The organism is Micromonospora sp. DT201, assembly GCF_049841575.1.
GTDB lineage: Bacteria > Actinomycetota > Actinomycetes > Mycobacteriales > Micromonosporaceae > Micromonospora.
This window is the reverse complement of sequence record NZ_JBNCKP010000002.1, coordinates 599,128-623,646: the sequence shown is the minus strand read 5'-3', so window position 1 is coordinate 623,646 and position 24,519 is coordinate 599,128. Positions and strand designations below refer to the sequence as shown.

The 24,519-nt window shown below is 70.0% G+C and carries 17 protein-coding genes; 10 read left to right on the top strand and 7 right to left on the bottom strand.

The features are described 5' to 3' along the window. Positions 1 to 219 precede the first annotated feature (219 nt). Entirely contained in the window at positions 220 to 1,215 is a 996-nt protein-coding gene (locus ACLQ28_RS06725) for a CU044_5270 family protein (protein WP_425685296.1), read from the bottom strand. Further along, positions 1,215 to 1,766 (bottom strand): RNA polymerase sigma factor, encoded by a 552-nt coding sequence (locus ACLQ28_RS06720; RefSeq protein WP_425685295.1) that lies wholly within the window; start codon positions 1,764 to 1,766, stop codon positions 1,215 to 1,217. The genes ACLQ28_RS06725 and ACLQ28_RS06720 overlap by 1 nt, the downstream gene beginning before the upstream one ends. A gap of 169 nt (positions 1,767 to 1,935) precedes the next feature. On the opposite strand from ACLQ28_RS06720, the gene ACLQ28_RS06715 reads away from it, so the two are divergent. The 3 genes from ACLQ28_RS06715 (at position 1,936) to ACLQ28_RS06705 (ending at position 4,098) form a co-directional block, all read left to right on the top strand. After that, positions 1,936 to 2,235, top strand: coding sequence for a PH domain-containing protein (locus ACLQ28_RS06715; protein ID WP_425685294.1), 300 nt, complete (start codon positions 1,936 to 1,938; stop codon positions 2,233 to 2,235). A gap of 151 nt (positions 2,236 to 2,386) precedes the next feature. After that, the gene (locus tag ACLQ28_RS06710) at positions 2,387 to 2,746 is read left to right on the top strand and encodes a hypothetical protein (protein WP_425685293.1); all 360 of its coding nucleotides are present in this window, start codon (positions 2,387 to 2,389) and stop codon (positions 2,744 to 2,746) included. A 548-nt stretch (positions 2,747 to 3,294) separates the two neighbouring features. Beyond that, the gene (locus ACLQ28_RS06705) at positions 3,295 to 4,098 is read left to right on the top strand and encodes an HAD family hydrolase (RefSeq protein WP_425685292.1); all 804 of its coding nucleotides are present in this window, start codon (positions 3,295 to 3,297) and stop codon (positions 4,096 to 4,098) included. A gap of 11 nt (positions 4,099 to 4,109) precedes the next feature. Here the strand turns inward: ACLQ28_RS06705 and ACLQ28_RS06700 are convergent, their stop codons facing one another. Beyond that, positions 4,110 to 4,856, bottom strand: coding sequence for an oxidoreductase (locus tag ACLQ28_RS06700; RefSeq protein WP_425685291.1), 747 nt, complete (start codon positions 4,854 to 4,856; stop codon positions 4,110 to 4,112). Positions 4,857 to 5,298: 442 nt separating this feature from the next. Between ACLQ28_RS06700 and acs the strand changes: the two genes are divergently transcribed. From acs to ACLQ28_RS06675, 5 genes are all read left to right on the top strand, one after another. Continuing rightward, positions 5,299 to 7,263: an acetate--CoA ligase gene (acs, locus tag ACLQ28_RS06695; protein ID WP_425685290.1), complete on the top strand. Its 1,965-nt coding sequence runs from the start codon at positions 5,299 to 5,301 to the stop codon at positions 7,261 to 7,263. A 224-nt stretch (positions 7,264 to 7,487) separates the two neighbouring features. Beyond that, a complete protein-coding gene (locus tag ACLQ28_RS06690) occupies positions 7,488 to 10,283 on the top strand; it encodes an immune inhibitor A domain-containing protein (protein ID WP_425685289.1) in 2,796 nt (931 codons plus the stop codon). 374 nt (positions 10,284 to 10,657) lie between these two features. Continuing rightward, positions 10,658 to 12,964 (top strand): immune inhibitor A domain-containing protein, encoded by a 2,307-nt coding sequence (locus ACLQ28_RS06685; protein WP_425685288.1) that lies wholly within the window; start codon positions 10,658 to 10,660, stop codon positions 12,962 to 12,964. A gap of 321 nt (positions 12,965 to 13,285) precedes the next feature. Continuing rightward, complete coding sequence (locus tag ACLQ28_RS06680) at positions 13,286 to 15,688, top strand: immune inhibitor A domain-containing protein (RefSeq protein WP_425685358.1); 2,403 nt, start codon at positions 13,286 to 13,288, stop codon at positions 15,686 to 15,688. Between the two features lie 191 nt (positions 15,689 to 15,879). Beyond that, the gene (locus tag ACLQ28_RS06675; RefSeq protein ID WP_425685287.1) at positions 15,880 to 16,812 is read left to right on the top strand and encodes an alpha/beta fold hydrolase; all 933 of its coding nucleotides are present in this window, start codon (positions 15,880 to 15,882) and stop codon (positions 16,810 to 16,812) included. Positions 16,813 to 16,816: 4 nt separating this feature from the next. Here ACLQ28_RS06675 and ACLQ28_RS06670 read toward each other — a convergent pair whose 3' ends face one another. Both ACLQ28_RS06670 and ACLQ28_RS06665 read right to left on the bottom strand, forming a co-directional pair. Further along, positions 16,817 to 17,182, bottom strand: a complete 366-nt coding sequence (locus ACLQ28_RS06670; protein ID WP_425685286.1) for a hypothetical protein — start codon at positions 17,180 to 17,182, stop codon at positions 16,817 to 16,819. Continuing rightward, positions 17,179 to 20,166, bottom strand: a complete 2,988-nt coding sequence (locus ACLQ28_RS06665; protein WP_425685285.1) for an SseB family protein — start codon at positions 20,164 to 20,166, stop codon at positions 17,179 to 17,181. Before ACLQ28_RS06665 ends, ACLQ28_RS06670 begins: the two co-directional genes overlap by 4 nt. A 152-nt stretch (positions 20,167 to 20,318) precedes the next feature. On the opposite strand from ACLQ28_RS06665, the gene mycP reads away from it, so the two are divergent. Next, positions 20,319 to 21,542 carry a type VII secretion-associated serine protease mycosin gene (gene mycP, locus ACLQ28_RS06660; protein WP_425685284.1) on the top strand — a complete coding sequence of 408 codons (1,224 nt, stop codon included), beginning with the start codon at positions 20,319 to 20,321 and terminating at the stop codon, positions 21,540 to 21,542. 85 nt (positions 21,543 to 21,627) lie between these two features. On the opposite strand, the gene ACLQ28_RS06655 is transcribed toward mycP, so the two are convergent. After that, a complete protein-coding gene (locus tag ACLQ28_RS06655; RefSeq protein WP_425685283.1) occupies positions 21,628 to 21,921 on the bottom strand; it encodes a WXG100 family type VII secretion target in 294 nt (97 codons plus the stop codon). Positions 21,922 to 21,943: 22 nt separating this feature from the next. Further along, positions 21,944 to 22,264: a WXG100 family type VII secretion target gene (locus ACLQ28_RS06650; protein WP_425685282.1), complete on the bottom strand. Its 321-nt coding sequence runs from the start codon at positions 22,262 to 22,264 to the stop codon at positions 21,944 to 21,946. A gap of 205 nt (positions 22,265 to 22,469) precedes the next feature. On the opposite strand from ACLQ28_RS06650, the gene eccE reads away from it, so the two are divergent. Then, positions 22,470 to 24,479, top strand: coding sequence for a type VII secretion protein EccE (gene eccE / locus ACLQ28_RS06645; RefSeq protein ID WP_425685281.1), 2,010 nt, complete (start codon positions 22,470 to 22,472; stop codon positions 24,477 to 24,479). The last annotated feature ends 40 nt before the right edge of the window (positions 24,480 to 24,519 follow it).

Here is a 24,519-nt window from a genome sequence, read left to right as displayed (position 1 = left end):
GGCCTCCAGCGGTCGGGCTCTGGTATGCCGCCGACCCTGCTCGGAAACCGCCCTGCAAGCCGCCCCGACCGCGCCGCCTGTGGACAACCAGGTGGGCTGTGGACAACGCCCGCCACGACAGTTGATCTGCTACGCGCGCGGCTTGTCCGGCCACAACTCAAGCTGCTGGGAGAACGCAGCGGGGCCGCTCCCGAAAGGAGCGGCCCCGGAAGCGGACGGTCAGCCGGGTTGGTCGGTCCAGGCGGCATCGAGGATCACCTTGTACGAGCTGATCCGCACGGGCGACAGCGTCAGCCGCTCGTGGGCGAGCAGCTCACCCGTCTTCGGGTCGAAGATCAGGAGGGACTGCGCATCGTGTTCGCGGTCGTCGAAGGTGACAGCGACCCCGGCGCGGCCGGCGCGGTCCGTCACCTGTCCCCGCCAGCGGAAGCCGGGCACGTCGGCGAGGACCCGCAGGATCTCCGCGCGGGTCGCACGCGACACCACGTACCGCGAGTAGAGCGTGCTGACCTCCTTGCTCGCCGCACCCGGGCCGTACTCGACCTTCAGCAGTTCACGCAGCCGTGACGTGTCGGCCGGCGGTGGCGTGAGTTCCATGGGCGGCAGCGGGATCATGGCCGGGGTGCTGGTGACTGCCGGCTCAGAATCGATTCTGCGCTGCCAGTAGTCCTGCGATTCCTGGTCCGGGTACTGCGGCTCCAACTGGATGTTGATCTGACTGCCGGTGCCGTCTGCGGCCTGCCAGACCTTCGACTCCCCGGCGTAGGCGATGTGGTGACGGCCGTCGGCGGAGGTCATCACCGGGTCGCCCCACAGCTTCGTGTGGTGATACATGTAGCGCCCGCCGCTGTGGTCGTACTCCGCGTCCTTGATCTTGTCGGCCAGGGCGCGGAGCTGCGGGCCGGCCGCCGGCGGGTCCGCGTCGAACTGGTAGGCGACCGGCACGAGTACCAACCCCACCGCGTTTCCCGGGGCGTCCGGTGCGGGCCCGTCGAAAGGCTGGAGGACCGCCACGGCACCGGCCGCGACCGCCAGCGTCCCGGCCGTCAGGACCAGGCGGCGAGTCGGGCGTACGCGGCGACGCCCGGCGACCATTTCGGTGGTGCCGGCGCGGTCGATCAGTTCGCGTGCCGGGACCAGCGGCGGCGCGACGGCGGCGGTCCGGGCCGGGTCGACCGGGCCGAGGAGAATACGGGTGCGCGCTGCTCCGAACATCACAGATCCTCTCGAAGGGTCGCCAACATCGGGCGCCGGGCGTGGATGGTCTGGTCCGACATCGCTTCGGCGAGCCGGCGACGGGCGCGGTGCAGGCGCACCGCCGCAGCCGCCCGGGTGCAACCAAGAACCTTGGCTGCCTCGGACACTGTCAACTCCTCCCAGCCGACCAGCCGGAGGATCTCCTGATCGAGTTCGCTGAGGATGGCCAGCGCGGCCCGGACATCGGCGACCCCGACGGTCACGTCGGCACCTGATGAACTGGCCACTCGCGCCAGGTCCGCGTCGGTGATCGGCAGGACATCCGGGGCACCGCGCCGCGAGCGCCACTGGTTCGCCAGCAGGCGCCGGGCAACCCCGTACAGCCAGGGCAGGCTGCGGTCTGGCACCTCGCCGCGACGCCGCCAGGCGACGACGAAGACCTCCTGGGCCAGCTCCGCCGACGCGTCGGCGTCCGCGAGTCGGCGCAGGCCGTACCTCACGATGTGCGCGTACTCGGCGGCGTAGAGACTGGTGAACCAGTCCTCGTCCCGCATCTTCGGTGGACCCACCCCGAACCCCCATTGCCTCGGCGACTCTCACCCTGGCTTGTGTCACGGCGAGGCCGATGATTACCGATGGATCGGTCCTGGTGGTCGGGTACGGGCGCAAACGGCTTCATCAGTGCGAGCGATCGTTGGCTGGCGGGCTCCAATTGATGGAGTCGGTACCCTGCATCCCGTGGTCAGTCGGGTGTTCGTTGACGACAACGGCATCAGCCTGGCGGAAGTGGCCGGCACAGTGCTATATCGATGGCCCGAGATAGCCGAGGTCTCCGTGCAAGCTTGGCGGCTGCCGCCGGAGAATCAGCGGTTCGTGGAGCTGGACATCAGTCATGTCTCGGGTGACTTCGTCACGGCCAACGAACTGTTTGAGGGCTTCTACGACGCTGTGGCCGCCATCGCGGCACAGGCTGGTGCCCGGCTCCCTGACTTGGCGGCCCTGGATCCCTCGGACGGCGTCGTTCAGATCTATCCCTAAGCAGGGCCAGGGCAGAACAGGGCGGCGATGTGGCGTTTGCCGTGGGCTCTCAGAGGGTGGTCCGCAGTAACTTGATCTGATCTATGGGGTCTGCTGCACCCTTGTTACGCAGAGCAGCGGCGGCGTGACTGCGGTTGGTAGCTTCGCCGGCATGAGTCGTGGGCGAAGGCCGGGCAACCGCAGCGTTTGGCAGAAGGTTCCTGAGGAGGAACAAGCCGAGGCAGCGGAGGTCTACCGCGACTCGGTTGCGTGGTTGCAGGCGACGGCCTATCGGAACCTACGACAGTCGATCGCCTTCGGGACGATAATCTGGGCTGTCCTGGTCGCTCTGATGTTCGTCATCGGTGAAGTCACTGGTGCGCGTCTGCCCTGGTACGCCGCCTCCATCGTGGGCGGGGCGCTCGGACTGAGCACCTACGCCGTGCGGGAGCCTCGTGCGCGCTTCTACGTGCTCGTAGCTGCCGTCGCTTTTACTGTCGCCGGCCTGGTCGGCGTCTTCCTCGTGAATTAGGCGACGAGATGACGCTGTTCGTTCAGCCCGATGCCCTGGTCGGCTTCGCACGTCAGGTCGACCCGCGCGGGCGCAGAAGGCGTCGACGACGCTGGACCGGTACACGCACATGCCCGAGGACTACGCCGACCTGGGCCGGCTGACCTTCGCTGACTTCCCGCCCACCCCTCCACCGGCCTACCCCGGAGACACGCCTTCACCTGGCCGGGAGCGCTCCCCGCAAAGGGACGACCCCCGTCGGGGGGAGACGGGGGTCGTCGAAGGTTCGGCTCCGGGGGGGTCGAGCCGAACCACTCAGCGGTCACGGGGGGTGCAACCGCTGAGGGTCTGTCTGTTTTCGAAGATGTGAAGGCTCGTCGTACGGGCAAGTCTGCCTGAGCGGGCCCGTCACGTCGAGTGGTGCCGACCCCACGCACTGCGAAAATCTCCTCGCAGAGTGTGATCGTGATCACGCGGAGCGGAGATCGTGGCGCCAGCCCGCAGGTCTGAGGCGTGGCCTGACCCCGGGCACCCGCCGACGATAGACCATCCGGCTAGACTTTCGCGCCGTGGGCCGAAGTGCCGCTTTCTTCGATCTGGACAAGACCGTCATCGCCAAGTCGAGCGCCCTGGCGTTCGGTCGGCCGTTCTACCGGGACGGGCTGATCACCCGGCGTGACGTCGTCAAGTCGGCGTACGCGCAGCTGATGTTCCGGCTGGGCGGCACCGACGAGCAGACCATGGCCCGAACACGGGACTACCTGGCTGCGCTCTGCAAGGGCTGGCAGGTCGAGCAGGTCCGCCAGATCGTCGCGGAGACACTGCACGAGCTGATCAACCCCTACGTGTACGCCGAAGCCGCCGCTTTGATCGAGGAGCACCAGGCGGCCGGGCGGGACGTGGTGCTGGTCTCAGCGTCCGGCGAGGAGATGGTCCGGCCGATCGGCGAGCTGCTCGGGGTGACCGATGTGATCGCCACCCGGATGACGGTGCAGGACGGCCGGTACAGCGGCGAGGTCGAGTTCTACGCGGCCGGTCCGAGCAAGGTCGAGGCGGTCGACGAGTTGGCTGCCGCCCGGGGTTACGACCTGGCCGACTCGTACGCCTACTCCGACTCGTACAGCGATCGCCCGCTCTTGGAGTGTGTCGGCCACCCGAGCGTGGTCAACCCGGACCGGCAACTGCGCAAGCTGGCCTCGGAGAACGCGTGGCCGGTGCTGGAGTTCCGGCACCCGATTCCGCTGGGCCGCCGCCTGCGGGAGCGGCCCGCCGTCCCGGTGGCCGCGGCGGCCCTGGGTGTCGGCGTGGGCGTGGCCATCGGCATCGCGTGGTACGGCCGGCACCGTCGCACCCGCGCCGCCGCCAGCGCCTGACCTCTGAGCGTTCAGTCGGCGGCGAGGATCTCGTCGCCGATGGTGGCGAGTTGGTCGGCGCCCACCTCGACGGCCGCCATGTAGTGGCGTAGCCAGGAGCGCAGCCCATCGTGGGTGCCGGTGGCGAAGGCGCCGGCCGACCCGACGTACTCGGGCTCCCGCTCGCGGTGCCCGACGTCGACGGCGAGCAGGCCCCGCGGGTCGAGGCCGCTGGCGAGCAGCACCAGGCGGGCGGCCCCGCGTGCCACCACGCCGGACGGCCCGGCGAACGGGCGCAGGTTCAGCAACTCCCCGTGTACGACGGCGGCGAGCACCAGTGGGGAGACCTTCGTGCCACCGGCGACCAGCCCGGCCAGCCCGTCGAGCCGGGTGGCGACCACCGGGTCGGCTACCGGGCGGCCCAGCTCGGCTTCCGGCACCAGGTCCCGGGCTGCGAGCACGTGCAGTTTCGCGAGAGCCTGCCGTGGGGCTTTCGGCCAGAGTTCGCTCAGGCCGGGCAGCGCCCCGGCGACCCGCAGCGCCCCCTGGAGCACGGGGTCGGTGACGGTGCCGGCGCGGACCCCCTCGCGTTCGTGCACGGCCCCCTCGAGGGCGGCGCTGGCCACCGCTGAGCGGAGGCTGACCTCGGCCGCGACCTGTCCACCGTGCCGGCGCAGCGCACGGTGCCCGAGCGCCTGGTCGAACCGCTCGCGGGAACACTCGACGGCGGCGGTGATGTCGGCGAGCGCGAGCAGGGGTGCGAGCGGGTCGGTGGTCACCCCGCCACGCTAGCGACCCGGCCCGGCCGCCCGGGCCGCACCCGCCCGCATCGCGGCTCCCGCCACCGGACGATCCGGGCAAGGTCAACACGAGGTCGCCGATGTGGGGGTATCCCACCGCCGAGATACCGCCACATCGCCGACCTCGTGTCGATCAAGCGCGAGGCGAGGCCCGCGGGCGCTGGGGCGCGGGCGCTGGGGCGCGGGCGCTGGGGCGCGGGGTGGGCGCGGGGTGGGCGCGGGGTGGGCGCGGGGTGGGCGCGGGGTGGGCGCGGGGTGGGCGCGGGGTGGGCGCGGGGCCGGGCACGGGCTACGACGCCCGTCGGGCGCGTAGCGGGGGCCGCTCGGCGCGACGGAGTGGGCAGCCGTGGCCGGTCGAGGACCCCGCGACTACCCTCGTGCCATCGAGACGCAGGTCACCCCGAGGACGAGGAGTCACGGCATGAGCGAGGCATTGGCCAATCTGCTGAGTGAGACGCGCCAGTTCCCGCCGCCGGCCGAACTCGCCGCGCACGCCAACGTCACCGTCGACGCGTACGCCGAGGCCGAGGCCGACCGGCTCGTTTTCTGGGCGAAGCAGGCCGATCGTCTGGCCTGGTCGAAGAAGTGGGACGAGGTGCTCGACTGGTCGAACCCTCCGTTCGCGAAGTGGTTCGTCGGCGGGCAACTCAACGTGGCGTACAACTGCCTGGACCGGCATGTCGAGGCGGGTCGCGGCGACAAGGTGGCGATCCACTGGGAGGGCGAGCCAGGCGACACCCGCACCATCACGTACGCCGATCTGCACGAGTTGACCTGCCGGGCGGCGAACGCGCTCACCGACCTGGGGGTGACCGCTGGCGACCGGGTGGCCATCTACCTGCCGATGATCCCCGAGGCGGCGGTGGCCATGTTGGCGTGCGCCCGGATCGGCGCCGCGCACAGCGTGGTCTTCGGCGGTTTCTCGGCCGACTCGCTGAGCAACCGGATCCAGGACGCCAGCGCCAAGGTGGTGATCACGGCCGATGGTGGCTACCGGCGGGGCAAGCCGTCGGCGTTGAAGCCCACCGTCGACGAGGCGGTGGCGAGCTGCCCGTCGGTGGAGCACGTGCTGGTGGTGCGCCGGACCGGTGAGGAGGTGGCGTGGTCGGAGAAGGACCTCTGGTGGCACGAGACGGTCGAGACCGCGTCGGCTGAGCACACCGCGCAGCCGTTCGACGCCGAGCACCCGCTGTTCATCCTCTACACCAGCGGCACGACGGCCCGACCGAAGGGCATCCTGCACACCACCGGCGGCTACCTCACCCAGGCGTCGTACACCGCGAATGCGGTCTTCGACCTGAAGCCGGAGACGGACGTCTACTGGTGCACGGCCGACATCGGCTGGGTCACCGGTCACTCCTACATCGTGTACGGCCCGCTCTCCAACGGCGTCACCCAGGTGATGTACGAAGGCACCCCGGACACGCCGCACAAGGGCCGTTTCTGGGACATCGTCGAGAAGTACCGGGTGAGCATCCTCTACACCGCGCCGACGTTGATCCGCACCATGATGAAGTGGGGCGAGGACATCCCGGCCGGCCACGACCTCTCGTCGCTGCGGCTGCTCGGCAGCGTCGGTGAGCCGATCAACCCTGAGGCCTGGATGTGGTACAGGGAGCACATCGGCGGCGGTGCACTGCCCGTCGTGGACACCTGGTGGCAGACCGAGACGGGCGCCATCATGATCTCCCCGTTGCCGGGTGTGACCGCGGCCAAGCCGGGTTCGGCGATGACCCCGCTGCCGGGCATCGTGGCCGACGTGGTGGACGACCAGGGCCAGTCGGTGCCGAACGGTGGTGGCGGCTACCTGGTGCTGCGGGAGCCGTGGCCGTCGATGCTGCGCACCATCTGGGGTGACGACGACCGGTTCATCGACACGTACTGGTCTCGGTTCGAGGGCATGTACTTCGCTGGTGACGGGGCGAAGAAGGACGACGACGGGCACATCTGGCTGCTCGGCCGGGTCGACGACGTGATGTTGGTGTCGGGGCACAACATCTCGACGACCGAGGTGGAGTCGGCGTTGGTGTCGCACCCGTCGGTCGCCGAGGCGGCGGTGGTGGGCGCGACCGACCCGACCACGGGTCAGGCGATCGTCGCGTTCGCCATCCCACGGGGCAGCACGGACATCGCCGGCGAGGCGGGTGAGCAGCTCATCGCCGACCTGCGCAACCATGTGTCGAAGACGCTCGGCCCGATCGCCAAGCCGAGGCAGATCATGCTGGTGCCGGAGCTGCCGAAGACCCGCTCCGGCAAGATCATGCGCCGGTTGCTGCGGGACGTGGCGGAGCACCGGTCACTGGGTGACGTGACCACGCTGCAGGACTCGTCGGTGATGGACCTCATCTCCTCCGGGATGACCGGCGCGAAGTCCGACGAGGACTGACGGCAGACGTACCCCAGCGGTGGGTGGCGGTCCGGACGGACCGTCACCCACCGTTGTCTTGTGTGGAGGTACGCCACGCAGCGCCCCGACCGAACGGGTAACGCATCGATCACGATCCCGCCGTGCGCGTTGATTCTCATCTAGTTTCACGCGCGTTGGGCGGTATCGACGCGCCTCACCGCGCTCGGAGCCGGCCGACGTCCTCTGCCCGAGAACGGAGTGGCATGAACAGAACCTCCCATCCGGGGTCGCGCCGACGACTACTCGTCGCGCTGCCCGTCATCGCCCTTGCGGCCACGTCACTGACCGTGAGTGGCAGCGCGGCCGCCCAGTCGTCGTCCGTCACCCCCCGGGCGGTGATCGGGGCCGATGAGCACTACATCAACTACGCCGAGCCGGAGGTGCAGCCGGACACCACCGGCCGTGAGGTGAAGGGCAAGGGTGGCGTCTACACCCCTGCTGCGGAATCCGCGCGCGCGTTCGACCAGAAGCACGCCCGGGGCAACCCGGTGACCGCGCGGCAGTTGGCCAAGGACGAAGCCAAGTCGATCAAGACGGGCAAGAACCCCCGTGAGTTCAAGAAGTCGCCGACGACCCAGACGGCGAAGCTGCTCACGCTGCTGGTCGAGTTCAACGACAAGGCTAACGACGACTTCACCGGGGTGATGGTCCCCAAGACGGTGTTCGAGGACCGGACCTGCGTCCCCGGCACCGTGCAGAACGGCCCGAAGCACAACAACATCCCGAACCCGGCGACCCTCGGGTACGAGGACAACAACTCGATGTGGGTGCCGGACTTCTCGCCGACCCACTACAACAAGATGCTCTACAGCAAGGAGGGCATCACCGAGCGGGTCCGCAAGGACCTGAAGGGGCCGGACAACAAGAAGGGCATCGACCTGTCCGGTCGCACCATGCACAACATGTACCTGGAGATGTCGAAGAACGCGTACACAGTGGCCGGGCAGGCCAGCCCGTGGATCACCGTGCCGCACTCGGAGGGCTGGTACGCGGCCAACCGCTGCTTCCAGGACGAGACCGGCGCCTGGGTTCCCGGCCGTGAGCAGTCGATGAACGGCCACCCGGACAACCCGGCCGGCGCGGGTCGCCTGGCGACCGACGCGATCGACGCGCTCGCCGCGAAGGACCCGAGCTTCCCCTGGGCCGACTACGACATCGAAGATCAGGCCGACCGCGACGGTGACGGAAACGTCTTCGAGCCGGACGGCGTGATCGACCACCTCGTGCTGGTGCACGCCGGTCAGGGCAAGTCCCGCGGTGGCGGCGCCGAGGGTGTGTACGCCGTGTGGGCGCACTCCTCCACCGTCGCCGGTGGCTACAGCATCCCGGGCACCAACCTCAAGGTGTCGAACTACATCGTGCAGCCGGAGGACGCCGGTGTCGGTGTCTTCGCCCACGAGTTCGGTCACGACCTGGGCCTGCCGGACCTCTACGACACGTCCGGCAATGCCGACTCCGACGTGGACTTCTGGGACCTGATGGCCTCGGGCTCGCACTCGGGTGAGATCTTCCAGGCGTTGCCGACGCACATGGGCATCTGGGACAAGTGGGTGCTCGGCTGGGCCGACCCGCTGGCCATCCGCCCCGGGTCGAACCCCCGCGAGGTGAAGCTCGGCCAGACGTCGCGGACGCCGATCGACGCCGAGGACGGCATCAAGGTCGACCTGCCGGACAAGGTGACGACGCTTGCCACGCCGCACAGCGGCACGAAGATGTGGCACAGCAACAACGACCAGGAGTGGGCTGACGTCAAGCTGAGTCGCTCGGTCGACGTGCCGGCCGCGGCCGACTCGAAGTTCTGGATGTGGAACAACTACATCATCGAGGAGGACTGGGACTACGGCTTCGTCGAGCTCTCGACGGACGGCGGGACGACCTGGACCGAGCAGAAGGTGTACGACGAGGCCGGCACGGTGGTCACCACGCCGGACGGCTACCCGGACCCGAACGGCCGGATGAACGACTTCGGCGGCAAGAAGTACGGGCTGACCGGCAGCACCAATGGCTGGCGGCACGACTACGTCGACCTGTCGGCGTACGCGGGCACGACCGTGCAACTGCGGCTGCGCCAGGCCACCGACGAGGCGTTCCAGGAGCGCAACTGGTTCGCCGACGACTTCTCGGTCACCGGCGGCGGTGCCACCACCTGGAGTGACGACGTCGAGGGCGGCGCCAACGGCTGGACGGCCACCGTGGGCACCTTCGTCGACACCACCGGCGCCGGCTGGAAGGTTTCCTCCGGCACCGAGGTCCACGCCCAGTACTACCTGGCGGAGTGGCGCAACTTCGACGGCTTCGACAAGGGTCTGCAGTACGCCTATGACACGATCTACTCGCACGACGCGTGGAAGGTCGACCGGATCTCGTACAACGCGCCGGGCATGCTGGTCTGGTACCGGGACACCGCGCTGGGCGACGTCAACCACGTCACCGGGCAGATGACCGCGCTGCCCAGCTACGGCGCGAAGGGCGGGCTGCTCATCGTCGACTCGCACTTCGACCCGCTCCGGCGCACGGGCGTGGCGGCTGCGAAGGACCCGTCGGTGACGGACAACCTGCCCAGCCGCCCGCAGTCGGCGAACGCGGCCTTCACGCTCCAGAAGACGTACCCCTTCACGGAGTGCCTGGAGGCGGCGGGCGAGCCGTACAGCGCGTACTGCACGAAGTTCAAGGCGCAGCCGCCGGTGAAGGCGTTCACCGACGCCAAGGGCTGGTACCCGGGCATCGAGATGCGCGACGGTGCTCCCTACGCCCGGGACAACGACGCGTCGGTGGTGCTGCCGTCGCGGAACAATGCGCCGTACACCACCCGGGTCACCCACCCGGACGGCAGCCCCGCGCCGGAGTTCTACGGCGTGACCCTCAGCGGTGGCGCGATCGTGCTGGGCACCGGCAACCCCGGTGACCTGGGCGTGAACTATGGCGTCTCGCTCACGATCAAGAAGGCGGCACGGGACAACTCGTCCGCCACGATCTTCGTCACCCCGGCGAAGAAGTGACCCGCAACAGCTCCGTCGTCTGACGGATCAACGCGGCGGCCCGCCCGGAGCAGCATGCTCCGGGCGGGCCGTTCCGCGTTCGGGCCCACCGCAGGACGTGACGTTTCCGTCGGCTCGGGCGCTAGGTATCGGGAACCTCGTAATCCCGCGAGGAATCGACGATCTTGACATCACCGTCGTGTAAATAGTTGCCTCGGGCCACGACCGTTTCGTCATGATTTATCGCTCCGAAACCACTCAAAATCACCTTCGGCCCGCTTGATCGACTCGTGACAACCGGTCGGATGCTCTGTAAAGGTGTGTATCGCACGACATGACAGTGACTGCTTCGACGATCACTGTCATGTAACACAGGTCCACAAAGGAGGAGACCTTTGAGGCGACGAGTCACAGCCGGTCTGGCCACCGCCACGGCCGCGCTGCTGGCAGCGGGAGTCATGGCGACGCCAGCCTCCGGCGCCCCGGCGGCAAACCCGACCCCCTCATCCGACAAGGCGAAGCACGGCCGGGAGAACCTCCCCGACCCGAAGGCGGATCAGCAGCGGGAGATCCGCAAGCAGGCCATCGCCGACCTGCTCTCCGGCAAGGCCAAGCTGGAAACCCGCAACGGCTCAAAGGTCATCAAGATCAAGGACCGGTTCGTCGAGTACCAGCAGCCGCCGAAGGTCGACCCGATCTTCACCATGCTGGTGAACTTCGGCGACAAGACCGACCCGCGCACCGGCGGGGCGGCCGGCCCGACGGTCGGCCAGATCCAGGAGCCGGACCGGAACTGGGACGGCGGCGCGACCGACGACAACACCACCTCGTGGTCGTCGAACTACGACCGCCAGCACTACCTGGACACGTTCTACGGTACTGGCGGCGAGTCGATGCGGGACTTCTACCTGAAGCAGTCCGGCGGCCGCTACACCGTCGGTGGCGATGTCAGCGACTGGGTCACCGTGCCGTTCAACGAGGCGCGGTACGGCAGCAACGCCATCCCAGAGAGCGACGGCTCCTGGAACTTCATCAAGGACAGCGCCACGTCCTGGTACGACTCCCAGATCGGACTGGGCAAGACCCCGGAGCAGATCAAGCAGTACCTCTCCCAGTTCGACATCTGGGACAGGTACGACTTCGACGGCGACGGCAATTTCAACGAGCCCGACGGCTACATCGACCACTTCCAGGCGGTGCACGCCGGTAAGGGCGAGGAGGCCGGCGGTGGCGCCGAGGGCGAGGATGCCATCTGGTCGCACCGCTGGGGTGCCTTCACCGACCTGGCGGGCAAGGCCGGGCCGGCCGGCAACCTGGCTGGTGGCGTGCAGATCGGCGACACCGGTCTCTGGATCCGCGACTACACCACGGAGCCGGAGAACGGCGGCCTGGGCGTGTTCGCCCACGAGTACGGCCACGACCTCGGCCTGCCGGACCTGTACGACACGGTCGGCGGCGACAACGGCGTCGGGTTCTGGAGCCTGATGTCCGCTGGTTCGTGGCTGAGCCGCGGCAAGGACGACATCGGGACGACCCCGGGCTACATGGACCCCTGGTCGAAGCTCTTCCTCGGCTGGCTGAACTACTCCACCGTGGAGTACGGCAAGGGCACCACCCAGGTGACGCTCGGGCCGGCCGGTGACAGCGATGGGCCGAAGGCCCAGGCGGTCGTCGTCAACCTGCCGCCGCAGGAGAAGACCAGCACCTACAACACGCCGTTCGCTGGGTCGAACGAGTGGTGGGGCGGCAGCGCGGACAACCTGAACAGCAGCCTGACCCGCCAACTCGACCTGACCGGCGCCAGCTCGGCCTCGATCAACGCCAAGGCCTGGTACGACACCGAGGAAGACTACGACTTCTTCTACGCCGAGGTGTCGACCGACAACGGTGCCACCTGGGCGTCGCTGGACAGCCCGCTCATCGACGCCGGGGAGACCGGTCTCGACGGGTCGTCCGGCGGCAAGTGGGTGGACCTGAACTACGACCTCGCGGCGTACGCCGGAAAGGTCATCCAGTTCCGCTACCGCTACCAGAGCGACAACGGGACGAACCTGACGGGCGTGTTCCTGGACAACATTTCGCTGGTCAAGGACGGCACGGCGGCGTGGACCGACGACGCCGAGACGCTGGCTGCCGAGTGGACCGCCGACGGCTTCACCCGGATGGGCGGCTCGGTGACCGCCTCGTACCCCCGCTTCTACATCGCGGAGAACCGGACCTACGTCGGGTACGACGACGCCCTGCGGACCGGTGGGTACAACTACGGCTTCAGCAACACCCGGCCGAGCTGGGTGGAGCGGTACGCGAACCAGCCCGGCATGCTGGTCTGGTACGTGAACTACGCCTACGGCGACAACAACACCTCGGAGCACCCGGGGTACGGCCTGGACCTGCCGGTCGACGTCCGCCCGGGCGCGATCACGGTCAAGGGCCAGGGCACCGTCACCAACCGCCGTAACGGCTTCGACGCGGCGTTCAGCCGGCACGACAAGCCCGCCCAGACCTTCCACCTCAACGGGGTGCCGGTCACCCTGCCGAAGTTGAAGGCCAACCCGGTCTTCAACGACAGCGCGGTGGACCGCTACTGGACGGCGGACAACGAGCAGAACTCGGTGAAGGTGGCCGGCACCGGCACCCGGATCGAGATCGTCAAGCAAGGCAAGAAGCCGACCGATGACATGGTCGTGCAGATCAGGAACTGATCACTGAGTGGACAGTGGGGCCGGTGGCGGAAACGCCGCCGGCCCCACTGTCGTACGCCGACCGAATTGATCGATGCTGGTCACTGCAAACCGGAGCCGCCCGCCCTCGGCTGACCAGCGTGGCTGATGAAGCCCCGGTGTGTGACGGTGAAAAGCATTGCCAACAAAATCTTGCAACAAATCGACGCGCGCGTCTTCCCACCCGTCGCAGCAGTGTCTATGTTCACCTTTGGTCCCACTAGTGGGATCGATATCCCACCGGCCCGTACCCCCGTTGGGCCGGTTCCCTCAAACCGGAGGTACCACGTGCGCAAAGTCGCAGTGGGTCTGCTCGGGCTCTCACTGACGGCGACGGGCCTGTTCTACGGCCCGTCCGCCTCGGCGGCGCCTCAGCCCAAACTGCCGGCGGCACCGGCCGCCGCCGAGCCACAGGCGTTGAAGGACGAACTCCCCGACAAGCTCGAGGACAAGCGCCGCGCGCTGCTTCAGCAGGGTCTGAGCGACGTGCTGAGCGGTCGGAGCAAGCCGATTGAGCGCAACGGAAGCACGGTCGTCAAGGTCGGCGAGACGAGCGACACGAGCGGCACCAACGCCCGCGCCGCCGCCGGAGCGAAGAAGACCAAGGATCAGTACGTCGAGCTCAAGCGCCAGCAGACCGACAAGATCTTTGTGATCCTCGCCGAGTTCGGTGACGAGCGGCACCCGTCCTACCCGGACAAGGACATGAACCCGGACGTCGCCGGGCCGGCGACCTTCCAGGGGCCGCTGCATAACAAGATCCCCGAGCCCAACCGGGCCGTGGACAACTCCACCATCTGGCAGCCGGACTTCAGCCCGGAGCACTTCCGCCAGGTCTACTTCGGCACCAACCCGGGCGACGAGTCGCTCAAGCAGTACTACGAGGCACAGTCCTCGGGTCGCTACACCGTCGAGGGTGAGGTGACCGACTGGGTCAAGGTCCGGTACAACGAGGCCCGCTACGGTCGCTCCGACGACCCGAAGGCCGACGACGACCCGACCGGCGACCCCGCCGTCTGTGGCGACAACGTCTGCCCGAACACCTGGAACCTGATCCAGGACGCCGCGAACCAGTGGGTCGTCGACCAGAAGGCCAAGGGCCGGACGGACGCGCAGATCGCCACGGAGATGAAGTCCTTCGACAAGTGGGACCGGTTCGACTACGACGGTGACGGCGACTTCAACGAGTCGGACGGCTACATCGACCACTTCCAGATCGTCCACTCCGGCGGCGACCAGGCCGACGGCGACCCGCAGCAGGGTGAGGACGCCATCTGGAGCCACCGCTGGTCTGCCTTCAACAGCTCGCCCGTCGGCCCGCCGAACTTCCCGATCGGCGGCACCCAGATCGGCAACACCGGCGTCTGGATCCGCGACTACACGATCCAGCCGGAAAACGGCGGCCGCAGCGTCTTCTACCACGAGTACGGCCACGACCTGGGCCTGCCGGACGACTACGGATCGACGGACAACAACAACGAGCACTGGACCCTGATGGCCCAGAGCCGGCTCGGTGCCAAGAACGACGTCGGCATCGGCGACCGTGGCGGCGACCTCGGCGCGTGGAACAAGCTCCAGCTCGGCTGGCTCGACCACGAGACGGTCATCGCCGGGGACAAGCAGACGCTGAAGCTCGGCCCGCAGGAGTACAACTCGAAGGAAGCGCAGGCCGTCGTGGTCGTGCTGCCCAAGAGGGAATACACCTTCAACTACGGCGCACCGTTCCAAGGCTCCAAGCAGTACTTCTCCGGTAACGAGGACAACCTCAACAGCAAGATGACGAGGACGTTCGACCTCACCGGCAAGTCCACGGCGGCGCTGTCGCTCAAGGGCAAGTACAGCATCGAGACGACCTACGACTACCTCTACTTCGAGGCGTCGACGGACGGCGGTCAGACCTGGACCGACCTCGATGGCACGGTCAACGGCGCGCCGATCGGCACGGACGGCGCCGGCCGTCCGGCTCTCGACGGCAGCAGCAATGGCGCCTGGGCGGACATCAACATCCCGCTGACGTCGGTCGCCGGCAAGGTGGCGCAGGTCCGCCTGCACTACGTCACCGACGGTGGCGTCTCCGAGGGCGGCTTCTTCGGTGACGCGATCACCGTGACCGCCGACGGTCAGACCATCCTCAGCGACGGCGCCGAGACCGACGCGGGTTGGGCCCTCGACAAGTTCCAGGTGGTCGGGGCGACCTACACCCGGCTGTTCGACAACTACTACATCGCGGGTAACCGGTCGTACGTGTCGTACGACAAGTACCTGAAGACCGGCCCGTACTTCTTCGGCTACGCGAACACCCGCCCGGACTGGGTGGACCACTACGCGTACCAGGAGGGTCTGCTCATCTCGTACTGGAACACCCGTTGGGCCGACAACGACACGGGCGCCCACCCGGGTGAGGGTCGCAACCTGTACATCGACGCGCACCCGCGCCCGCTCTACAACCTGACCGGGGAGCCGTGGCGCGCCCGGATCCAGGTGTACGACGCACCGTTCAGCCTGAACAAGGCTGACTCGTTCACCCTGCACCTCAACAGCCAGGCGCAGTACGTCCGCGGCCAGGCTGCGGAGCCGCTGTTCGACGACACCAAGAAGTTCTTCTACGAGGAGTTGCCGAACCACGGCGTCAAGCTCCCCGCAGCCGGTGTCAAGATCAAGGTTCTGGAGCAGGACGGCACCTCGATGAAGATCAAGCTCGGCTAACCACTGATCCCGCACCAACAGCGACGCCCGGGCAGGTTGACCTGCCCGGGCGTCGCCCTTTGTCGAGCATCCGCGCCAGCCTCATCGCGCATTGACGGTGCCTCCCGCCCGCTAGGGGACAACCCGGGCTTCTCCCTGTTCAACGCGACCACCAGGGCCGTCATCGGTGACCAAGTCCTAGGCTGTCTGCCATGACCGACCAGCGCGGCGGAGCCGTCGACGAGTCCTGCGTCCTCACCGAGGGGCCGTGGACGCACCGCTTCGTCGGCGCCAACGGCACCCGGTTCCATGTGGTCGAGGCCGGCACCGGGCCGATGGTGCTCTTCCTGCACGGTTTCCCGGAGCACTGGTGGGCGTGGCACCAGATGCTGCCGGCGGTCGCCGACGCCGGTTTCCGGGCGGTCGCCGTCGACCTGCGCGGCTACGGCGCCAGCGACAAACCACCCCGGGGGTACGACGGCTACACCCTCGCCGCCGACATCGCCGGGTTGATCCGCGCGCTCGGTGAACGGTCGACGACGATCGTCGGTAGCGGGGTCGGCGGCATGGTCGGCTGGACGGTGGCCTCATTCCACCCGGCCCTGGTCCGCCGGCTCGTCGTGCTGGGGGCGCCACACCCGCTGCGACTGCGCGCCGGCATCTTCGCCGACCCGCGCGGGCAGTTCGCCGCCTCCACCCCTGCGCTGAAGTTCCAGCTCCCCCGCTACGAGCACGTACTGACCCGGGACGGCGCGGCGGCCGTCGCGGAGATCCTGCGCCGCTGGGGCGGGCCACGCTGGGTGGCCGGGCCTGATTTCGAGGCGTACGCCGAGCGTTGCCGGGAGGCGATGTGCATTCCACAGGCCGCGTTCTGCGCGTTGGAGGGGTACCGCTGGGCGTTCCGCTCGTTGCTGCGGTTGCACGGCTACCGGTTCGTGCGTCTGATGCAGAAACCGCTGGCCACCCCGACCCTGCAACTGCACGGTGCGCTGGACGTCGCCTCCCTGCCGCGCACCGCCCTGGGCTCCGGCCGCTACGTCGTCGCACCCTACGAGTGGCGGCTGCTCGACGGGGTGGGGCACTTCCCGCACCTGGAGGCACCGGAGTTGGTGCTCGGCGAAATCCTGCGCTGGGCCAAGAGTTGACCGCTCAGACCCGTTGCTCCCGCAGGTCGGTGACCTCGGCTGCCGGTGCCCAACCCTGGTAGACGCCGAAGTCGAAGACCTCCAGCCGCATTGCCTCAGCCACCGGCCAACGGCCACCGGTGTATTCCACCCGCAGCCAGGCGTCGTGCTCGCCGAGCACGATGAACGGCTGCCCCTGCCAGGTGCAGGTGGTCCGCACGTACGCCAGATCCTCGATCTCACTCGCCGGCAGCACCCGGACATACCGGCCCGCGCGGATCTCCTCGAAGCCCTCGCCCGGCTCGGGCTGGTAGAGGCGGATGTCGTCACCATCTGGGCTGGCCTGGTATTCCCGGCCCTGCCAGCGGGCCACGTAACCGTCGCGCATCACGCCTCACCGACCCGTCGCCAGAGCACCGCGTCGGTGTCCAACTCCGCGACCACCCGCTCGGTGCCGTCCGCGCCGATCCGCCACAACTGTGTGCCGTGCGGGAGGCGCGCGCTGTCCACTTTGAACTCCGCCACCACGTCGCTGCTCTCGCCCGGGGCGAAGCCGTTGCCCCGGAAGGGTGGACGCTCGATGACCCAGCCCTCCATGGCCCGCATCGCCGCCTCGTTCTGACCGCCGTACGGGATCCGGTAGAGGCTCGGCCGATGTGCCGGCCAGCGCAGCACGTAGATCTCGTCGGCGTCCGGGGTGAACGGCGAGCCGGGGTAGCTGAGGCCGAGCGCTTCGTGCACCTGAGCCGGCGTGGTCAGGTGGGCCAGCTCACCGGCCCGGTGCACGAAACCGGAAACCCGGTCGTATCCCCGGTCCAGGTAGTACGCGAGCTGACTGGGCGCGATCGCCTTCTGCATGACTGTCGGTCGGGTCGGGTCGACCGCCGTTGGGGCGTACCGGGGGCGGGCGGTGGGCTCGGCCACGGCCGGCGCTTCCTCCGGGTCCACCTCCAGGTCGTCACCGAGCCCCACCTCGGCGGCCCAGTTGGCCAACGCGACGATCTGCTCGCCGGGCAACTTGGCACCGACCGGAGTGCCCGGGTTGACGGCGAACGACCAATCCTCGTCCGGCCAACGCCGAATCAGTTGGGCGAACTTCACCCGGACCGTGTCGACGTCGCCCTCGACGTGGTCGGCGAGGCGCTCCGGCGACGTGTAGACCACCACGTACGTTTCGCCGTCGAGCTCCGCCGTACGCCAGACGAAGCCCGAATCACCGGGGCGGCTGCCCGGCACCGAATCCGGTGCCGCCGGCAGCAGCACGCGGGCCAGCAGCAGGGTGGACAGGAACGTGTCGGTGCTGCCGGCACCGGCGGCACCGAGCAGGTCTTCCTCGACAGTGTTGGCCGGATCGAACTCGACCGGCACGGGCTCGTCGGCGGGCGGGCGCTGCCCGTCGCCGTCTGCGGTCGGGCTCTCGCCGCTGACGGTCCGATCCGAGCCGGTCGCGTCGACCGACGAACCCTCGATGTCGGTGCCATCGCCACCAACCGGGAAGCCACTGTGCTGATCGGTGTGCAGACCGCCCAAGCCAGCGTCGCCCAAGCCAGCGTCGCCCAAGCCAGCGTCGCCCAAGCCGGCGCCGCCCAGGCCATCGTCGCCCAAGCCGGCGCCGTTCAGGCCATCGTCGGCGGGGCCGGTCTCTGCCGGACCCGTGGCGGGCGGCGCGAACGGGCCTGGAGCGGGCTGGCTGGGGCTGAATGACGCGGGACCGGACGGGCTGGGGCGGTAAGACGACGGGCTGAACAGGTCCGGACCGGAGGGCGAGGAACCGAACGGTGGCGGGGCCGCCTCGGCGGGGCGGGGCCGCCGAACCTCGTCGAATGGGCCGCTGGTCTCGACCGGGTCGGCGAGGTCGCGGGACTCGATGATGGTGCCCTCGATCACGATGGGCGTGAAGCCGCGGCGCGGAGCGGGCGGGCTGGAGACCGGCTCTGCGACCGATGCCGGCAACTCCTCCACCGGCCCGAATCGGCTCGGCCGGTCACGCGGGATCGCCTGGGTCTCCTCCGCCGAGGGGCTGGGCCGCTGCGCCACCCTGGTCATCGGCGGCTCGCCCGTCATTCGGAAGGCGCGGGTGGGCTCCTCTGCCACCGGATCGGGTCGGCGCGGAGGCAGAGGCTGGGTGACTTCCTCGCCTGGTGCCGGTGCGCGTACCCCTCGGGACGCACCGAGGTCGCCTGCCGGCTGCCGCAGCGGCCGGGTGGCGTCCGTGCCCATCATCGGGAAGGCCCGTGTCGCAGCCTCCTCGGCCGGCGCGTCGGCCGGGCGGCGGCGTGGGAAGGGCTGGCTGCCCGGCCCGAATCGAGTTGGTGGGACCGCGCGGTCACCGGATCGGCCCCCACTCGGCGTCGCGTCGGACACCCGATCGCGGGGGGTGGGTTCGAAGAAGGAGCGTCGAGCCGCCGGGGGCCCGCCGTTGCCGTTGCCCGCAGTCAGGCCGTCGACTTCGCCCGGTCGATTCGCTGCCGGCCAACCCACGCCCGGGCCCGGTTGATCGGCCGGACCGACACCGGGACGGTCAGCGGGCGCCAACGGTGTGAACCGGGAAGGCCGGCCGGTGCGGGGCAGGGCGCCGGTGCCCGACACGCCTGGTCGGGTCGGGTCGCTCGGGTACCGCTGACCGGCGGCGGGCATGTCCTCCTCGCCGGGTCGACGCGGCGGTTCAGCGGGGCGGGGCGTCCACGGCGCTGGGCCGGGCGCCGACGGGGCGCTCGCCGCCCGGGGCATCGCACCCCGCGCGGCCCTGAGGGGTGAGACCGGAGCAGGCGGATTCGAGGCGGGTGGGACCGCAGCGGGTGGGAACGGAGGAGGTGGGACCGCAGCGGGTGGGAACGGAGGAGGTGGGACCGCGGCGGGCGGAACCGGGGCGGGACCGGGCGGCGATCCAGCGGCTGGCGCTGCGTCCCGGCCGGGCGCGCCGGTCCGGGTGCGGGCCAGGGTTTCCGCCCGCTCCAGGCGAGCGCGGGCACCCATGGCGCGACCAGGCAGTCGCACGTCACCCCGGGAGAGCTGAGCCACGAACCAGGCCGGCAGGTAGCCCTCGACCGGCAGACCCGGGTTGACGGCGAGCCACCACTCCTGGTTGGGCCAGCCGATCGCGAGGTCGGCGAAGGGAATGCGGCGATTACTTCCGGGGTGCTCGCCAAGGCAGGCGCGCAGCGCGGCGGCGGAGGTGAAGGCCAGCACGTGGGTCCGGCCCCCGGTGGTCCAGGTGCCCCAGCCAGAGGGTGCCTGGCCGGGCTGCGTCGGCGCGGAGACCGGCAACAACAGATCTGCGCGGGACAGCAGCCGGAAGTACAGCTCCTGGTCGTTGGCGCGCAGCGCGTCGCGCATCGCCACCTCGGCCTCCGTGGCCGGCTCCCATTCGGTCACGGCCACCTCTCCTTCCGAGAACAGGCCACAGGTATCGCGTACAACCTACAAGGTGGTACCAAGATCACAATGGCTGGCCGCCAGCGGTCTGCCTGGGCGCGGGCGAGGCGATAACATCCCGTCCCGGAGCCGACACGATACGGAGGCTGTCGATGTCCCGATCGATCATGCGCCCGGTCCTCGCAGGTCTCGCCGCCAGCCTGCTGACCGTACCGGCCCTCCCGACCGTTGCCGCCACCGCCAGGCTCCGGACGGCACCGGCGTGCGCGACCCCCCTCGCCCCCGTCCGACCGGTCACGGCCGCACCGTGGCCACAGCAACGGTACGACCCCGCTCGGCTCGCGCCGCTGGCCACTGGCGCCGGGGTGATCGTCGCGGTGGTCGACTCCGGGGTGGATCGGGTGCACCCTCAGCTGGCCGGGCGCGTGCTGGCCGGCACCGACCTGCTCGACCCCGGCGGGGACGGCAGTCAGGACTGCGCTGGGCACGGCACCGGCGTGGCGAGCATCATCGCGGCGGCACCCCAGCCCGGCGTCGCCTTCCGCGGTTTGGCGCCGGGTGCCCGGATCATGCCGGTGCGGGTGAGTGAGCAGCAGGTGGTGCAGGGGCGGGAGTCGGGGCGTACGGTCAGCGCCGGGGAGTTCGCCCAGGCCATCCGGTGGGCTGTCGATCACGATGCCGACGTGGTGAACCTGTCCGTGGTGCTGTACGCGGACGACCCGGAAGTCCGTTCGGCCGTGCAGTATGCGGTCGACCGGAATGTGGTGCTGGTGGCCGCCGCTGGCAACCTGCACGACAGCGGGGACCCCCGACCGTTTCCCGCCGGCTACGAAGGGGTGCTCGGCGTCGGGGCGATCGGCGCGGACGGTGGGCGGGCGACCTTCTCGCAGACCGGCTCGTACGTCGACCTGGTCGCACCGGGCAGCGAGGTGCTGACCGCAGCCCCCGGGGCAGGCCATCATCAGGTCGAGGGCACCAGCTACGCCGCGCCCTTCGTGGCCGCCACGGCGGCGTTGCTGCGCCAGTATCGGCCCGAGTTGACCGCTGCCCAGGTGGCGGAACGCATCATCGCGACCGCCGATCCAGCTCCCGGCGCGGGCCACGGCGGCGGGTACGGTGCCGGCGTGCTGAACCCGTACCGGGCGGTCACCGAGACCAGCGGCGGCCGCGCGGCCGACCCTCAGCCGGTCGCCGTGCTCGCCGACGACCGGACCGATCCGGCACTGCTCGCCCGTCAGGCTCGCCGTGCGACCGCGCGGGACCGGGCCCTGTTGCTCGGTGCGGTGGTCGGCACGACGGCAGCCACCGTGGTGCTGCTCGCCCTGGTGTTGCCCCGCGGTGCCCGCCGACGCTGGCGCCCGGCCGATCCAGCCTGACCCTGCGAGCTGACCGCCTCGACCTCTGCGACGCAGCGGCCGGGGCACTGACCCAGACACGATCAGCGCTCCCGGCCGACCGCGCTCACTGGAACAGCCCGGTGTTCTTCTTCTCGGTGTCCAGGTAGTCGGTCGCGGAGTCGTCCACCGCCAACTTGATGTCACGCAGCATCGCCTGGAGGTCCTGCGAGGCGGAGCGCCACCGGGCCTGCCGCTGCTCGTATGCCTGTCGGGCCTCACCCGTCCAGCTCGCCACCAGTGGTGCGGCATCTCGTTCGAGTTGGCCGAGCTGCGAGTCGAGTGTGTTCAACGCCTTCTGAATGTCTGCGCCGGCCTGCTGAAGCGCGGCGAAGTTGACGACCAGCACACCGTGGTCCATCGGATTTCCCTCCTTAACAGGATCAGAGCGGCAGCTGGATGCCGCCGCGGTTGGTGCCGGCTACCCGGCTGGCCACGTCGTCGTCGGAGACGTCGTACTGCCGGCCGGCGGTACGGATTGCCCCGGCGGTCTCCCGCAGCGCTCGGTGCAGCGCCGCCTGGTCCTGTGACCACTGCTGTTTGACCTGCTCGAAAGACCGGCCACCAGCGCCACGCCAGGCCTGCTGCAACACCTGCAGCTCGGCCAGCAGGCCGGTCAGCATGGTTTGCAACGACTGGTCCACCTGCTCGAACTTCGCGGCGGTCTGCTGCATCACCGCGGCTTCTGCCTGGGTCTGGGACACCCGGACGTCACCTCGTCTCTCTGATCGCACCTTGGCCGTCGACGCGCCCGCCCTGGGGACGCGTCGTTCGCTTGGCCCGGTCGTCGAGCACTGGCAGACGCGGGTCAGCGACGGACTTCGTGGCTGACGGTAGCGACCTCCTAGCGGTTCTGCTACCCCCTACGCCTCCCCTGTGGACAACCATGGCAGCCATCGGTCGCTTACGATGTGCGGCAGCCACGTCGCGGCGTGTGACGGGCCGCCGGAGGGTGGCCGCCGACCCGCCACGGTCCCCACTGGTCGAGGAGGCACGGTGCCGGCGATCACCACCGGAGGCCCGCACCCGACGACCCCGGTCGGGTCCGGGCCAAGCGCCGTTCCGGGAGCAGTCAGGCGCGACGAGCCGAGCCGGCCCTCCGCTGGCGGGCTGGGCTCGGCCGGTCAGCGCACACCCCGTCGCCGACCGCTCATCGAGCGCTGGGCCTCGTCCAGTCGACGGGCGGGCGCAGGCGTACGGGCCGGGCAACTGGTTACCGCGCAGGTCGCGGCGGTGCTCGTCCTCAGCGCCCTCGGCCGGCCCGCACCCGTCGTCGCCGCGGCCGCACTCGTGGCGGTGTTGCTGGTGGCGGTCGCCGGGGTCCGGCTGCGGGGCCGATGGCTCTTCGAATGGCTGGGCACCGCCGTCGCGCACCTGACCCGACGGCGGGCGCTGGCCGGGCCGGCCGGAGCCGCCGACCTGCTCGACCTGGTCGCCCCGGGCACCGTCGTCCTCTCGACGGAGCTGACCGGCGGGGCGGCGGCTGTTCTCGAGGACACCGCGGGCATGGTCGCGCTGCTAGAGCTCGGCGACCCCGGCGATCTGCTCGGCGACGTGTCTCGGGCGATACCCGCACCGTCCGCGTTGCTGCCCCCGGCCGGGCCGGACGTGCCCCCACTGCGGGTCCAACTCCTGCTCGGCGGGGTGCCGGCGCCGGTGCCGGCCGCGGGCGGCACAGTCGGCACGTCGTACCGGCAGCTCACCGATGGGCGACTCGCCGGACGGGAGCGGGCGGTGGTGGCGGTCCGGGTGCTGCGGGTGGACGGGTGGTCTGAGGAAGACCTGCGCCGCGTCCTCGCCGGCACGGTGCGCCGCATCGTCCGCCGGCTCGGCTCGCTGACCGCGCGGCCACTCGGCGTGCCTGCGGCGCTGCGTGTCCTGGGCGAGTTGGCTCACCATGACGGCCAGCCGGTTCGGGAGTCCTGGCCGGCGCTCCGGTCCGGTGCCCTGCTCCAGGCCACCTTCCGACTGATCCAGTGGCCGGAGCCGGACGGTGCGGGTGGACGACGGCTGGTGCCCCGGCTGCTTGCGCTGCCGGCGACCGCGACGACGGTGTCGATCACCGCGGGTCCACCGTCGGTCACCGGTGCCGGTGGAGTGCCGACCGAGCTGACCGTACGCCTGGCCGCCGGCACGGCGACCGAGTTGGCCGTGGCCAGCGAGGCACTGGGTCGTCTGGTGACCGACCTGGGCGGGGAGTTGCAACGGCTCGACGGCGCACACCTGTTCGGGTTGGCCGCCACGCTGCCATTGGCGCTGACCGCACCCGGGGCGCAGCCCCGCCCCGCAGTCGAGGACTGGGAGCTGACCCTGGGCGACGCCGGGATGATGGTCGGCACGAACAGGCACGGCAGAGCCGTCACCGTGCGGCTGTTCCGGCCGGAGAGCACCCGGGTGCTGCTGGTCGGCGGAGTGCGCGTCGCCCAGTTGGTGGCCCTGCGCGCTTTGGCGCTCGGTGCCCTGGTGGTGGTGCAGACCGCACGGCCGCGCGCCTGGGAGCCATTCGTCCGAGGGGTGGGCGCGCCGGGCGGCACGATCCCGCTGATCCCACCCGGTCGACCCATCGCCGACGGGGTGGGCACCGCGCTGCGTCCGTTGCTGCTTGTCGTCGACGCCGGGCCGGTGTCGGCCGAGGCCGAGCCGGGCCCACCGTGGCGGGCCACTCTGGTGGTGCGGGACGAGCTGACCGCAGCGGACGTGGACGCGTTGAGCCGGGCCGACCTGGCATTGCTTCAGCCGCTGAACGCCGCCGAGGCCGCGCTGGCCGGCGCTGCGCTGGGGCTGGGTGGCTCGGCCGAGTGGCTGACCCGGATCCGGGACGACATGGTCGCCGTGGTCAACCGGCGGGCGCTGCGCTGGGCGCTGGTCTCTCCCACTCCGATCGAGGCGCAACTGATCGGGCGGCCGGCGCGGGGGTGATCCACCAGGATCGTCATCTGCCGGGTTACGGCGGTGCCAG